The organism is Streptomyces sp. NPDC006384, from assembly GCF_042870695.1.
Classification (GTDB): domain Bacteria; phylum Actinomycetota; class Actinomycetes; order Streptomycetales; family Streptomycetaceae; genus Streptomyces.
The window spans coordinates 35,192-47,980 of sequence record NZ_JBIAHR010000013.1; the positions used below are offsets into that span (position 1 = coordinate 35,192).

At 71.2% G+C, this 12,789-nt stretch carries 17 protein-coding genes; 1 reads left to right on the forward strand and 16 read right to left on the reverse strand.

The window, feature by feature from the left end:
• Positions 1 to 20: 20 nt before the first annotated feature.
• The 6 genes from ACFYOJ_RS19150 to ACFYOJ_RS19175 all read right to left on the reverse strand — a co-directional run bounded on the left by ACFYOJ_RS19150 (position 21) and on the right by ACFYOJ_RS19175 (position 3,894).
• The gene (locus ACFYOJ_RS19150) at positions 21 to 479 is read right to left on the reverse strand and encodes a hypothetical protein (RefSeq protein ID WP_061441618.1); all 459 of its coding nucleotides are present in this window, start codon (positions 477 to 479) and stop codon (positions 21 to 23) included.
• Positions 472 to 1,212 carry a tryptophan synthase subunit alpha gene (gene trpA, locus ACFYOJ_RS19155; protein WP_061441617.1) on the reverse strand — a complete coding sequence of 247 codons (741 nt, stop codon included), beginning with the start codon at positions 1,210 to 1,212 and terminating at the stop codon, positions 472 to 474. The genes ACFYOJ_RS19150 and trpA overlap by 8 nt, the downstream gene beginning before the upstream one ends.
• A 92-nt stretch (positions 1,213 to 1,304) precedes the next feature.
• Positions 1,305 to 1,844 (reverse strand): hypothetical protein, encoded by a 540-nt coding sequence (locus ACFYOJ_RS19160; RefSeq protein WP_181849636.1) that lies wholly within the window; start codon positions 1,842 to 1,844, stop codon positions 1,305 to 1,307.
• Between the two features lie 58 nt (positions 1,845 to 1,902).
• On the reverse strand, positions 1,903 to 2,505 hold the full coding sequence (locus tag ACFYOJ_RS19165; RefSeq protein WP_061441615.1) for a hypothetical protein: 603 nt from the start codon (positions 2,503 to 2,505) through the stop codon (positions 1,903 to 1,905).
• Positions 2,506 to 2,692: 187 nt separating this feature from the next.
• Entirely contained in the window at positions 2,693 to 3,418 is a 726-nt protein-coding gene (locus ACFYOJ_RS19170) for a DUF317 domain-containing protein (protein ID WP_228126025.1), read from the reverse strand.
• A 191-nt stretch (positions 3,419 to 3,609) separates the two neighbouring features.
• Complete coding sequence (locus ACFYOJ_RS19175) at positions 3,610 to 3,894, reverse strand: hypothetical protein (protein WP_114532533.1); 285 nt, start codon at positions 3,892 to 3,894, stop codon at positions 3,610 to 3,612.
• Between the two features lie 216 nt (positions 3,895 to 4,110).
• On the opposite strand from ACFYOJ_RS19175, the gene ACFYOJ_RS19180 reads away from it, so the two are divergent.
• Positions 4,111 to 5,313 (forward strand): IS110 family transposase, encoded by a 1,203-nt coding sequence (locus tag ACFYOJ_RS19180; protein WP_061441613.1) that lies wholly within the window; start codon positions 4,111 to 4,113, stop codon positions 5,311 to 5,313.
• A gap of 5 nt (positions 5,314 to 5,318) precedes the next feature.
• On the opposite strand, the gene ACFYOJ_RS19185 is transcribed toward ACFYOJ_RS19180, so the two are convergent.
• From ACFYOJ_RS19185 to ACFYOJ_RS19230, 10 genes are all read right to left on the reverse strand, one after another.
• Complete coding sequence (locus tag ACFYOJ_RS19185; RefSeq protein ID WP_061441612.1) at positions 5,319 to 5,786, reverse strand: hypothetical protein; 468 nt, start codon at positions 5,784 to 5,786, stop codon at positions 5,319 to 5,321.
• Positions 5,783 to 6,373: a hypothetical protein gene (locus ACFYOJ_RS19190; RefSeq protein ID WP_233520693.1), complete on the reverse strand. Its 591-nt coding sequence runs from the start codon at positions 6,371 to 6,373 to the stop codon at positions 5,783 to 5,785. Before ACFYOJ_RS19190 ends, ACFYOJ_RS19185 begins: the two co-directional genes overlap by 4 nt.
• A 41-nt stretch (positions 6,374 to 6,414) precedes the next feature.
• The gene (locus tag ACFYOJ_RS19195; RefSeq protein ID WP_107071646.1) at positions 6,415 to 6,873 is read right to left on the reverse strand and encodes an XF1762 family protein; all 459 of its coding nucleotides are present in this window, start codon (positions 6,871 to 6,873) and stop codon (positions 6,415 to 6,417) included.
• Positions 6,870 to 8,660, reverse strand: a complete 1,791-nt coding sequence (locus tag ACFYOJ_RS19200) for a type IV secretory system conjugative DNA transfer family protein (RefSeq protein WP_114532534.1) — start codon at positions 8,658 to 8,660, stop codon at positions 6,870 to 6,872. Before ACFYOJ_RS19200 ends, ACFYOJ_RS19195 begins: the two co-directional genes overlap by 4 nt.
• Before the next feature lie 32 nt (positions 8,661 to 8,692).
• Positions 8,693 to 9,469 carry a DUF317 domain-containing protein gene (locus ACFYOJ_RS19205; RefSeq protein ID WP_061441610.1) on the reverse strand — a complete coding sequence of 259 codons (777 nt, stop codon included), beginning with the start codon at positions 9,467 to 9,469 and terminating at the stop codon, positions 8,693 to 8,695.
• A 2-nt stretch (positions 9,470 to 9,471) separates the two neighbouring features.
• Positions 9,472 to 9,831 (reverse strand): hypothetical protein, encoded by a 360-nt coding sequence (locus ACFYOJ_RS19210; protein ID WP_228126023.1) that lies wholly within the window; start codon positions 9,829 to 9,831, stop codon positions 9,472 to 9,474.
• A 239-nt stretch (positions 9,832 to 10,070) separates the two neighbouring features.
• Positions 10,071 to 10,892, reverse strand: a complete 822-nt coding sequence (locus ACFYOJ_RS19215; protein WP_061446793.1) for a DUF317 domain-containing protein — start codon at positions 10,890 to 10,892, stop codon at positions 10,071 to 10,073.
• Positions 10,883 to 11,236 (reverse strand): hypothetical protein, encoded by a 354-nt coding sequence (locus ACFYOJ_RS19220; RefSeq protein ID WP_168723761.1) that lies wholly within the window; start codon positions 11,234 to 11,236, stop codon positions 10,883 to 10,885. The genes ACFYOJ_RS19215 and ACFYOJ_RS19220 overlap by 10 nt, the downstream gene beginning before the upstream one ends.
• Positions 11,237 to 11,262: 26 nt before the next feature.
• Entirely contained in the window at positions 11,263 to 12,066 is an 804-nt protein-coding gene (locus ACFYOJ_RS19225; RefSeq protein WP_061441607.1) for a DUF317 domain-containing protein, read from the reverse strand.
• On the reverse strand, positions 12,063 to 12,446 hold the full coding sequence (locus ACFYOJ_RS19230) for a hypothetical protein (RefSeq protein ID WP_061441606.1): 384 nt from the start codon (positions 12,444 to 12,446) through the stop codon (positions 12,063 to 12,065). The genes ACFYOJ_RS19225 and ACFYOJ_RS19230 overlap by 4 nt, the downstream gene beginning before the upstream one ends.
• Positions 12,447 to 12,789: the final 343 nt, after the last annotated feature.

The following is a 12,789-nucleotide window of genomic DNA, read 5'->3' on the forward strand; positions in this document are numbered from 1 at the left end:
GTGCTCGAATCGCGGTCGCGTCAGCGGCAGGGGGATTGCGGCCGGTCGCGGGATACGGCGTCGCAGAGGGCGGGGATGCGGTCGACGAGGTCGGTGGCCGACTCGATGAACTGCTGCGGTGTCGGCCCGATCAGAACCACCCGCCGTGATGTGGCGGCGGCCTGGCGGCGCTGGTTCTCCACGGCGCGGGCAAGAGCAGCCGTCAGTTCGGCGGCGGCGTCCTGGGCGGCCTTGGCGATCTGCGCGACGCGGTGAAGGAGCAGCAGGTCCGGAGGGGAGGGCCGCGTCGTCTGGCGGCTGAGGGTGAGAAACAGCCGCAAAGCGGTGCCGGCGAGGTCCTGGGCGTCAGTGAGGCGCGCGGCCAGTGTGGATGCGGATGCGCCTCGTTCGGCGGGCAGGAAATACAGGGCCTGGTGCAGCGAGGCCGCATCGGACGAGATGCGGGCGAGGACCGGGGCCGGGTCGGCGGAGTCAGGCACGGGTCTCCGTGGTGGCGTACGGGTACAGGGCGTGGGCGAACGCGGTGGTGAGCACTGGGGCCTGCTCGGGGGAGGCCATCAGGGCGCGGACGACGGGGGTGCCGATGACGACGGCGTCCACCAGTGGCGCCACGCGTTCCGCGAGGGCCGGGGTGGAGATCCCCACGCCCGACACGACGGGCAGGGGACTCGCGGCACGCAGGCGTGTCGTGAAGTCGGCGAGCGCGGGCACGTCGAGCGGGCCGCGGTAGCCGGTGGGGCCGGTGCTGGCGGGTGCGTAGAGCCATCCCGACGCACCGGCGGCCACGGTGGCGAGACCGGTGTCGGCGAGGTGGCGCGGGACGAGGCGTGGGGTGGAGAGGTTCGTGGCCTTCGCTGCGGCCTGCCAGCGCTCTGCCTGGTCGTCGGGCAGGTCGACGACCATTGCCCCGGCGGCACCCGCGTCAGCGAGCAGCCGGGCCAGGCGTTCGGGGCCGTGCCGGTGGACTGGATCCCAGTAGGTCATAACGACGGTCGGCCGAAGGCCAGCGGCGTGCTCGACCGCGCGCAGGGCGCGGGCGAGGACGTTTCCGCGGCTCAGGGCGCGGCGGTAGGCGGCTTGGATGATGGGCCCGTCGAGGCCGGCGTCATGGTGGGCGAGGCCGATCTCGAACAGGTCGGCGCCGGCTCGGGCGATCTGGTCGAGCTGACGGCGCTCGGCGCGGGCCGGATGCAGTCCGGCGGGGACGAACACGCCGAGCGCGCAGCGGGGTTGGGCGAGGAGAGCTTGGAGGGAGTCGGTGGTGGCCAGGAGATGTCTTTCTCGGAGGGCGCTGTCGCGGCAGGTCAGCGGTGGCGTGGGGCCGGTGAAGGCGAGGAGGTTACGAGGGTGGTGGCGCTCTGGCCGTGGGCGGCCCGGGCACGGGGCGTGGTGTCCGTGGTGGGCTGGTGGCCGAAGGCGGGGGCCACGCGGTCGAGGGCCTGGGCGATCTGCCGGGCCTGGTCGTGAGCAGTAGCGAGCTGCTCGGCAACATCGGTGGGGAACCGGTCCCACTGGGCTCGGTACTGGTAGCGCTGGATGATCTCGGCGGCGTTGCGCAGCTGCTCGGCGACCTGCCGCAGGACGGCGGTTTTCTGTTCCGGGACGGTCGCGGTGTGTGTGGCTTGCAGAAGCGCGTCCAGGGCGGTGGGCAGCGACTCGCCGGGCGTGGGAAGGCCGTAGAGGGCGGCGTGCAGTGCTTGGGCGTAGACCGTCACGGGTCCGCCCCGACCGCGGCTGCGGTACTCGATGGGGGCTTGCCGGCGGGCGCCGAAGCTGACGGTCACGTCCCGGGGAGCGGCACCGGGGTGGAGCTGGTCGGCGAGGGCACGGGCGAGATCATGCACGGTGGGGGTGTCGGACGTGGAAGCTCCTCGGATGGCGGTGCCGGATGCGTTGGGGTGGTCAGCGGGTGCGGCGAGGGGCTGATGGTGTGATTCGTGGACCGGTGGCGGGAGCTGAGCGGCGGCGGGTGCTGGCGGGGATGTCGGCTGGTGTGGGGATGCCCAGGTGGACACGCGCGCTGAGACCGTGGGTGTACGCGTGTGCCTCGGCAGCGGTGACGGCGCTGAGCAGTTGGCGCTCGTCCAGCCCGTCCCGAGTGCGGTAGGACGCGCCGTCTGCTGTGGGGACGAAGCCGTGTTGCTCCAGCAGCAACCGGGCGGCGGTGGTCGAGGCAGTCACGGCAACCGTGCCGTCCCTGACCTGGAAGTGCAGGTCTGGGCCGCCTGCCGGCTGGTCGGGACTCCAGCGGGTGGTCCAGGAAAGGTCGACGAGGTCGTGGGTGTGGGCCAAGAGCCCGTACATCGCCACGCCGGCGCGCTCGTGTACGTCCTGCGCGATGCCTGGAGGCAGCAGGTGGAGCCTGCGGCCGTGGTGTTCACGAGGGAGGAAGCCGGCGTCGGTGAGCAGCCGGTCGGCGTCGCGGATGGGGCGGTTGAGGATGACGAAGGTGTGGCCGTCGTCGGTGGACCCGATGAATACGTCGGGGATGTCCAGGAGTGACACGGTGGTCCAAGGGATTCGGAAGTGCAGGCCGGGAGGAATGGCAGTGCGCTCGCGGCAACGGACGGGTACGTGCAGCCGAGTCAGGGCGGCGTTGTGCCGGGTGAAGTAGCCGGCGAGGAGCAGGAGGTGCTCGGCCGGCCCAGTCGGCTCGTTCAGCTGGGGATGACGGGTTTCGGTGAGGCCGGTGTCAGCGGCGGTGTACGACGCGGCCGAGCTGGGCGCCGGCGTGGTGGACGTGTGGGTTCACGGCGGCTCGGTGCACGGGGGTGATGAGCGCGTCGTCCAGGTTCTGCACGAGGTAGGGGACGTCACGGAAGGTGCGCTCGACCGGGGTGGTCGTCGCGAGGTGGGTGAAGAACTGGGCGACGAGCCGCTCGGGGGTGTCCTGGGTGAAGGAGGCGTCCCAGTGGGTGTCGAAGCCGTCGTACACGTGGTGCCGGAAGCGCCACGGGGTGTCTTCCGCCGGAGTGTGCTGCAGGTGGCAGTGGCCGTCGGGCGAGGTGAACGTGTCGTCCTCGCGGTGCCAGTGGTTCAGTTCGGCGATCTGCGCGAGGGGGGTGGTGGTGAGCGGGATCCGGTCGATGTGCCGGTCGTCGCCGAGCAGCTGGGGCAGAGCCTGGGTGACGGCGGCGATGGCCTCGATCGGGGTCTGCCGGGTGAAGCGGGCTTCCCAGTACGGCTCGTGGTGCGCGAGGGACCACCAGTGGCCGTGGGTATGCCGGGAGTTGAAGTTGACGAACAGGCTGCCGTCGGGGCTGTGGACGCTGATGCGTCCGCTTGCGCGATCGTGCTCGCTCTGCCAGCCGAAGAGGTGGACCAGCGGGCCGATCGCATCGGCGAGCCGGTCGATGCCCGCTCCCGCCAGATAGCGCGGGGAGACCAGGACCCGGTCCTGGGGCCCGAAGGGCCTCACCGCCGGGCCTTGTACCGCAGGCGGCAGTGGGCCAGGACTGATCGGGTGCAGCGCGTCGGTGCCGGTGTGCAGGAGACGTCTGGGACGCGTGCGGGCGGGGCCTCGTATCCGTCCACCCGGGCGCGGGGTGGATCCGGGTGTTGGGCGCGGTTGTGCGAGGTCATAGGCTGCTGTGGGCTCCGATGGGTCAGTTAACGGCTGCGGGCGGCCGTCTTCGCAGCGGTGGGTGCGGGCGCGGGCGTCGTGCCGGGCGCCCTGCGAGTGGGCGGGATGCTGATGGCTGTGGCCAGCGCGGTGGTGCCGGCGGGAGTGAGGCGGACTCGGTCCTGGAGCGGGCCGCCCACATAGGCGGCAGGCGCGGACTGCGGAACGCGCTCCGCGAGCCCCTTTGCCTCCAACGCCCGCAGTGTGCCCAGGAGCACGCGCTCGTCGCGGTAGTGGATGTTTTGCCGTCCCAGGGAGCTGGTGACCACCACGTTCCCGCAGGCGATCTCCGTAAGTTGTTGGGTGGCCCGGGAGGGCTGGGTGTGGCACAGGCGTTCTTGTCTGCAGTGGCTCTGTGGGAGTGGCCGCCCGGCCCTCCGGGGCGCCCTGGCTGCTGATTGAGATGTGCGCTTCGGTCGCTGATTACGGAGATGACAGCGGGGTGTTCCTCGGGCCGACGGCATGCCGTGTGGAACGAGGAGGGGCAAGTGAGCAAGCGACGGGCCTGCGTCTGGGCCGGCATCGACGCGGGTAAGGGCCACCACTGGACTGCGGCGGTCGACGAGACCGGGGCGACCTTGTGGTCGAAGAAGGTCGACAATGACGAGTCGGCGATCCTGAGCGCGCTCGGCGAGATCCTGGACCTGGCGGATGAGGTCCGCTGGGCGGTTGACATCTCCGGCACGGCCTCCGCGCTACTTCTGGCCCTGCTCGCGGCGCACGGCCAGCAGGCCGTCTACGTTCCCGGCCGCACGGTCAACCGGATGGCCGGGGCCTACCGGGGCGAGGCGAAAACCGATGCCCGTGACGCCTACATCATCGCCGAGACCGCCCGGCACCGCCGGGACTTTGCGACCATCGATGTGCCCGCCCAACTGGCGGCCGAACTAGCCCTGTTGACCGCCCATCGCTCTGACCTGGTTGCAGACAGGGTGAGAATGATCAACCGTCTCCGCGATGTCCTGACCGGCGTCTTTCCCGCTCTGGAACGGTCTTTCGACTACTCGGCTCACAAAGGTGCCCTGGTGCTGTTGACCGGCTACCAGACCCCCGCCGCGATCCGCCGCCGCGGCCGAGCCCGGCTCACGGCCTGGCTGGCCAACCGGGGCGTGCGCAGCGCTGACGCCGTCGCGGTCACTGCTCTCGAGGCTGCCCGGACCCAGCAGACCGCGCTGCCCGGCGAGGAGGTCGCCGCCCAAATCGTCGCTGACCTAGCCGAACAGATCCTGGCCCTGGATGAGCGGCTCAAGCGCATCGAGAAGCGTATCCGCGAGACCTTCCGCAGCCATCCACAAGCGGAGATCATCGAGTCGCTGCCCGGCATGGGGCCCATGCTCGGGGCCGAGTTCGTCGTGGCGGCAGGTGACCTGACCGCCTACGCGGACGCTGGTCACCTGGCGTCAGCGGCCGGACTTGTACCTGTGCCACGCGACTCCGGCCGGCGGACTGGGAACCTGCACCGGCCCAAGCGTTACAGCCGCCGTCTGCGAAGGGTGTTCTACCTGTCCGCGCAGACCAGCATCATCCGCGAGGGCCCTAATCGGGACTTCTACCTCAAGAAGCGTGGCGAGGGGTGCAAGCACGTCCAAGCCATCATCGCCCTGGCTCGCCGACGAGCGAGCGTGTTGTGGGCATTACTTCGTGACGGACGAATGTTCACGACCGCCCCGCCAGTCACGCAGGCGGCTTGACTTCGTCATTGAGACTCCCACAGGGCGGTGTGGTGAGCGGCGGTCAGGGTGTGCTCCGGACCGTCGCCTGCTGCCGTCCCCCCGCGGCGTCGGATTTCGTAGGCGAGGGTGTTGGCGCAGCCCATCGCGGCTTCGGGTGCCAAGGCGGTCAGAGTGCGTGCCATCGGGAGCTGCTGGTCCGCGGAGGCACTGCTCAGGAAGGCGAGCTGCTCAAGGCGGACCACTGCGTCCGACAGGTCGGGACTGCGGAAGAGGCGTACGTCGGTGACCGCTTTGAGGGCGGTGCGGGTCGCAGAAGCGAGTCGCTGGGCGGAGGCGGCGTGGGCGTTGGGCTCGGATGGCGGATGGGCCCGCAGGAGACGGTCGAGCATGTCGTTGTGCTGCACGTACTGGTCTGCGAGCAGCAGCAGGCGTTCAACCGGCGTCGGCGGGGCGGCCACGTCGAACAGGAAGTCCTCGGGCGGCGTCGTCATACGCGGCGCCGGGCAGCGAGCACGGGCGGTGTGGAGGGCGCCTTCTGCGGGCTGGGCCTTTGGGCCTCGGCGATGAGTTGCCGGTCTTCAGCGCGCGCCGAGAATGAGGCGAGGCGTCGGGAGAGCCGTCGCGCTACGGCGCGATAAGTGGTGGCCGCTTGCTGCATCTCGACACCGGCACGGCGAAGCTGATCACGACTGGTCGCCGGGGTGGGATCGGCGTCCTCGTACAGCAGGATTTCGGTGCGGTGATGGATGGCGAGGTTGCACAGGGTGGCGGCCAGTGAGATCTGGGAGCAGGCGCCGGCGAGGAGCGCCAGGTTGTCGGCCCCGTCCTTCATTGCGGGGTACTGGCTGACCGACAGGTCGTGCACCTGCCGCGTGCACTTCATCGCCAGCTCGTGCACCCGCAGGCTCAGGGGTGCGATCTCTCGGACGGGCTTGGCGATCTCGCCCTCCCGGATGCGTGCCGCCTCCACGGACAGCTCCTTCAGGGCGGGGGCCACCTCGCCGAGAAGGCGGGTGTGTTCGGTCAGGTCAACGGTGTGCAGGACAACTCCGGGAGGACGCGGGGCGGTACGGGGCAAGGTGAGATGTTCGGTCCGTTGCTGTGCAGGAACGGGCTCGGTCACAGGGCTTCCCACAGCAGGCGGGTGACGTGGTCGTTGCCGTGGCCGGCTCGTGGGCGGGACGGGGTGTGCCATCCGGCGCGGGGCGGCCGGCTGGCGATCACGCGCCACCCGGCGCCGCGCAGGGATGCGCCGCTCTCGCCGTCCTGCGTGTAGGTGACCAGTCGTCGGTAGCCGAGGGCTTTCGCCGCCCGCCACGCGGCCCCGTAGAGCAGTGAGTTGGCGTTGCGGGTGCCGTCGGTGGCGGTCCGGGTGACTTCGAGGGTGGCGCCGTCGTCCAGGTGCCGGGCCACCGGCCTGCCGACGATGGCCACGGCGCGCAGCGTGCCCCTCTCGTCGGCGGCGCCGACCGCGAAGATCTGTCCTGCGGGCGGCGGGTGGTGACGGTGCCAGGTGCGCACGAAGTCCTTCGCCTCACGGGAGCGGACCGGCACCAGGTGCAGCGGTATGTCGCTCACGCGGCCGTCCCGAAGTCGGACTGTGTCGGCGCGTGCTTCGCGACGGCGCGAGCCGTGATCGCCTTCGACGCGCGGGCGGACGCCGCGGACAGTTCCCCGGCTCCTGGCTCTCGGTACCACGGTCGCAGGTCGAGCATGGCGGCGCGCATGCCGGTGGCGAAGCACAGGGCGGTGCCCTTGGGCAGGGCTCGGATCGCGTCGGCGGGCAGGATCCGTTCCTGCCGCATCGACACCGACGTGCTCTTGCCGGACTCCGAGTGCGAGGTCGATGTGGTCTCGACGTCGTGGTCGCCGATCAGGCGGGAGAGCTTGTCGGCGAAGTCGGGGTCGTCGATGCCGGAGCCGATGACCTTGACGGTCGAGGCGGACCACATGGCGTCCATGCCCGCGTCTCCCCAGACCTTCTGGCCCTGGCGGTAGGACTGGAGGATGGTGATCGGGATGATTCCGCGGGAGCCGAGGTGGGAGTACAGGTCCGGCAGGTCGCTGATCTTGCACACGTTGGCGGCCTCGTCGAGGATCGCCAGCATGGGCGGGTCCAGGCGTCCGCCGGCGCGTTCGGCCTGGGCGGTGGCCGCGCGCATGACGGAGTCCGCGCACGCGGCGATCAGTGCCGAGGCCCCGCCTCCCCCGTCCTTGCTCAGCAGGTACAGCGTGTCGGTGGAGGTGACGAACTCCGACGGGCGGAACTCGGGAACGTCCTTCTGCGGGGTGACCCAGGCGGCGATCTCGTTGTTCAGCAGGGCGGCGGCGTACTGGCGGGCAGTCTCGTAGATGCCGTCGCGCGTCTCCGGGGGTCCTTCGACGGTGCCCTTGAGCTGGGCTGCGACGGCGGCGAAGTCGTGGTCGCGGAGGATGTCGAGCGGGGTGCGGTCGGCGGGGAAGGCGAGCCACTGCATGATGTCGGTGATGGGCCGCTCGTCGAGCGCTGCGGCCAGCAGCAGTTGGGACAGGATGTTGCTGCCGGCCTTGGACCAGAAGTCGCCCTGCTGGGAGGCGTCCACCGAGGCGGCGAGGAAGTGTCCGGCGAGCCGGTTCGCTCCGTCCAGGGTTTTCGCGCTGGCGAGGGGGTTCCACCACATCTCGCGTGCGGCGTGCGCGATCTGCTGGGGGTCCATGGTCCACACCTGCCCGACGCGGGAGCGGGCCTCGTATGTGGCGGTGAATGCGTCGCCTGCGGCCTTGTTCGAGGTCAGCAGGACGGGGCCGGGCGCGGCGAGCATGGAGGGGATGGCGAGCGAGGTGGTCTTGCCCGAGCGGGGCGCCATGATGGCGACGGCCACGTCTTCGTAGCCCATGCGTACCTCGTGCCGGGTGTTTTGCAGGTTGCCCAGGAGGATGCCGGTGTCGCGGGCTTTGATGTGCTTGGCGTCTTTCAGGCTGGGGCGCAGCGAGCGGGCTTTGTCGGTGATCGCCTTGGCCATCAAGGGCTCGATGTCCCGGGCCTTGGCCATGCCGGTGATCTTCTTCCGGCTGCCGCCGCGGTTCCTGTGCCGGAGCCACAGGGCGACCGCCGTTACCCCGAGAGCCAGGAGGAGCAGAACGGGAACGATGCGTGCCCCGATGAGCAGGGCGTTCTCCCTGGCCTCGGGCCAGACCTGCTCGGGGTGGAGCAAGGCGTTGGTCGGCTGGTAGGGGGCCCAGCTGCCTCCGGCGAGGGAGGCGGTGAGATTGCCGCACAGCCAGGCCAGGTGGGACAGGGGGACGACGACGGCGAGCACGCCGAGCAGGAGGCGCAGGACGAGGTCGTATCCGTCGGTGTTGCTGCTGGAGGAGGAGGGGGGCAAGGGCTAGGTGCTTCCAGGCGGGGACGGAGGGATCAGCGCAGGCGGTGGCGCTCGGCCTGCGGCCGTTGCGGAGGATGCGTACTCGTCGCCGGCGGGCCAGTGCGGCGTGCGGCGAGGGAGCGGACGCGTTCCTCCAGGGCGCCGGCGACCTGCGTGGCGGGTACTTCCCGGTGCGAGAGAGTGATGAGGTCCGGGCTGCGAGTCGGGAGGCTGGAGGGGCCTGCGGTGCGCGGCACCGGTCGGGGGTCGGTGAGCGCGGCGGTGAACGCGGTGATCAGGTGCGGTGGGGTGTGCTCGCTGAAGTGGGCTTGCCACAGCAGAGCCCGGAAGTCGCGGAGGGTGGTGTCGACCCACCAGGCCCCGGTTGCCTCGTCGGCCTCGACGCGGACGGTGCCGTCGGGTGAGGCCAGCCGGTGGTGGCGGTAGGCCGGAGACCAGCCCGCTGTCAGAAGCGGCTCCTGCGGATCCCAGTTGTCTCCTTGATCGGCAGTGGGATCGGTCAGCACGTCGGTGAACGCAGCGATCATCTCGACGGGGGTGCGGGCATCGAAGCTGGCGAACCAGGCGGGCCGGTCCGGCGCGGGGGCGTGCTGCAGAGTCCACCACCGTCCGTCGGGGTCGGGCTCCAGCCGCAGGAGGGCCTTCTGGTCGGGGCTGGAAAGCAGGACGCGGGGCATCAGGGGGTCGTGACCGTAGCTCCAGCCGCAGGCACGGTGGAGGGGGACGGTGATCCAGGCGGGGTCACCGCCGCCGGCCAGGTGGCGCGGGGCGATGTAGTCGATGTCGACGTTGGCGGGGCGGTCGGGCATGGTCACCGTCCCCTCGCGCCGTGTCCGCTGCGCCGGGACGTCAGGGCGGGAAGCTGCGGGCGCTTCGGCCGGGACGGTGCGCGGCGTGCGGCGGCCTGGATGTCGAGGATGACGCGGCCGTGGCAGGCCCAGTCGTCCAGGTAGCTCCAGCACTCCGCGTGATGCTCGTCCAGCGCGTCGACATACGCTGCGCTGCCCGGTCCGGTGCCCTCGGGGAGCTGGGCCCTGGTCTCTTGCCACCGGGCGTCCAGGGCGTCGAGGTGGCTCAGTGCCTCCTCCAGGATGGTCAGCTGCCCGGGCCAGCTGTCCCGCGTGAGGTGTGCGGGCAGGTGCTGGAGCTGGAGCCGGGCGGTGGCCAGCAATTGGCGGGCGCCAGGACGGATGCCGTCGAACGCTGCGGCGGTGTCTGCGTCACGGACGGCGGCCCGGCGGCCGTAGGCGTCCTGGTCGAAGGGCCAGCCGTCCAGGTCCGTGTTGAACGCGGTGAAGGCGTCCCAGGACGCCAGGATCCGTTCACTGTGGCGCAGATAGCGATTGAGGCGCCGCAGCGAGGTGCGGCGGCCGTGGTTCGTGGTGCGGGAGATGAGAGCATCCTTTGAGGTCAGCGGCGGGCGGCCGACTGGACGGCGGTCGTGGGCGCCGGGGGTGTCGCGTTGGCAGTCTGCTGACGGCGCACGGCGCGGGCCTGTGCGCGGAGCGTCTTCACCCGGGCGGTGTGCGCGTCGACTACCTGCTGCGGGCGCAGCGGGCTCGGCTCTTGGACGGCGCTGTAGTGGGCGGTGCGGTCGAACATGCCGCGCTGCAGCGGGCTCTGGTCGGCCAGCGCGCCCAGGAAGGCACCTACGAGGCGATCGGGAACGTGCTCGTCGAGGAAGGCATGCCAGATCCGCGGGCCCGGGAATGATTCGTCGCTGCTTGTCCTGACCTCGATGTGCCAGGACGGCCGTTCATGGAACTCACTCATGGGGCGGTGCTCGATCCGGCACAGCGAGTCCGGAGAGAACGCTCTCCCGGCATCCTCGTACTGCCAGCCTGCGCTGGTCACGGGCTGCCAGGGGTCCGGTTGCGATGAGGGCGGTGTGATGAGGGCGTCGGTGAGGCCGGCGAGGACCTCGGCCGGCACGAGTTCACCGAACTCGGCGTACCAGCCATGGTCGTTGTCGCCGGGGGCGGCCCGCAGCCGCCACCAGGCGGAGGTGGCGGACTGCGGGTCGAACTGCAGGCGGTAGCGGTGATCGGGGCTGGCCATCACGATCTCGGCGCTGAGCGGGTCGGAGACCGTGGCCCATCCGGCCGCGGCCAGGCCGTGGGTGACGTGACGGGCGTCGCCCGGGCCGGCGAGGTGGCGGGGGCTGGTGTCGAAGGGGATCTGCCCAGCGTGCTTGTCGGCGAAGGCGTCGAGCTGGCGCTCGCTCAACGGCACCGGCTGCACCCCTGCTCGCTCTCGGCGTCGTCGTGCAGCGCACGCAGCTCGTCCAGGACGTAGTGGAGGGTGTGCTGGTCGGTCTGTTCCCAGGCGGCTGAACGCAGCTCGGCGATCAGGACGTTGACGTGCGCGGTACGTGGGATGGCCTGGTGTTCCTGGATGGTGCGGGCGAGGGCACGCAGCGTGTCGGCGAGCTGGACGGGCAGGCCCGTGTACTCGTCGAGGAGCGGCTCGACGAGGGCGAGGGCTTCATCGGGGTCGGGATTCTCGCGCAGGTACTCGGTGACGTCCGACAGCGTTTCAGTCAGGGCGCGCAGGGTTTCCGGGGTGGGGGCAGGCATCGGGCTCCTTCAGATGGGGATGGAGATCAGCGGCGGGTCCGGGCACCGCCGGCCGGGGCGTAGGGACGGGCGGTGGTGCGGGGCCGGGCGCTTCGGGCGCTGTTGCGGGCCCAGGTGGCGGCGCGGGCAGCTGTAATCCGGGCCTGCTGCCAGGCGCTGAGCTGGGAGGGCTTGACGGAGACCGACCAGGTCCGGATCTGGGCGCTGTGCGGGACACGTCCGCGTGGGCGCATCACCGGGTCCGGGCCGGCAAGTTCGGTGGAGAAGGCTTGGACCAGGTGCATCGGCGTGTTCGGCGTGAAGTGGGCAGTCCAGCCGTTGCCCTGCTTGTCCTGCGCTCCGGTCCACCACATCGCCGAGCCATCGACGCCCTGGCGGAACTGCATCCACGCGGTGCCGTCGGGGCTGCTCGCCGAATAGTCTTGGCCCTCGAACCGCGTGTGCCAGTTCTGCTCCTGCAGAGGTGCCCAGACGTTGGGGGCGTGTGCGGAGCGGGGGCGGGTGAGGGCGTCGGTCAGACCGGCGACGATCTCCACCGGAGTCTGCCGGCCCAGGTGCGCAGACCATTCACCGGTCGCGCCGCCTGCCCGGCCGTGGATGGTCCATCCGCCCGGCAGGATGTAGGGGTCGTAGGCGACGCGGACGGTGCGGTCCGGGCTCTCCATGAGCAGCGGGCCGCCCTTCTTCGACTTCTCCCGCCAGCCCGAGGCGCGCAGGAACTCCGAGACGTGCCGGACGTCACCGCCGCCGGCCAGGGCACGGGGCTGGACGAGGTAGTGCTGCTCGGCCTGCTCGCCCGGCCCCCAGCCCTGCCACTGCTTCTTCTTCACCGGCGCCGCCGTACGACGAGCGGGGCGGGAGCCGGAGGCTTCGCCGCGCTGGTGTCCGGTCGGGTGCCGAGGTGCTGGAGGAGGTCCTGGTGCTCGTCCAGGTCCAGGCTGATGTCGTGCAGTTCGTTGGCGGCACGGCCCAAGGCGAGCCATACCTCCGCTGGCAGGGCGCCTCGTTCTGCCTCGCTCTTGGCGAAGTGGCTGCCGGTGATGACGAGGTGAGTGACGCCGCCGAGGACTCCGTTGTCCGGGTCGAGGACGCGGGCGATGACCTGCGCTGCCTGGGGCGGGGGAAGCTGGGAGAGGTGGTCGGAGAGCTGGCCGAGCTGGCGGGTGATCTCGTCGGCCAGTCTCACCGGGTAGGGGGCGGGGTGGGACATGCTCCTCCGGGTGCGTGGACGGTCAGTGGTGGTGGCGCTGCCCGACGCGTTGCGCCTCGTTGGGGACGGCTTCCGGGCGGGCGCCGGCCAGTGGGGAGGCGCGGTCGGGGCCGGCCGTGATACAGGCGCGTAGATAGCGGCGGAACAGGGCGGTTGCGAGCCGGGGTTTGAGCCGATGGCTGATCGGTGCGGGTGTGCGTTCTGCTACGGGTTTCTCCGTGGAATCGGGCGGGGGGTGGGGGGGGGGGGGGGGGGGGGGGGGGGGGGGGGGGCCGGCGGGCCGGGGGGGGGGGCGGGGGGGGGGGGGGGGGGGGGGGGGGGGGGGGGGGGGGGGGGCGGGGGT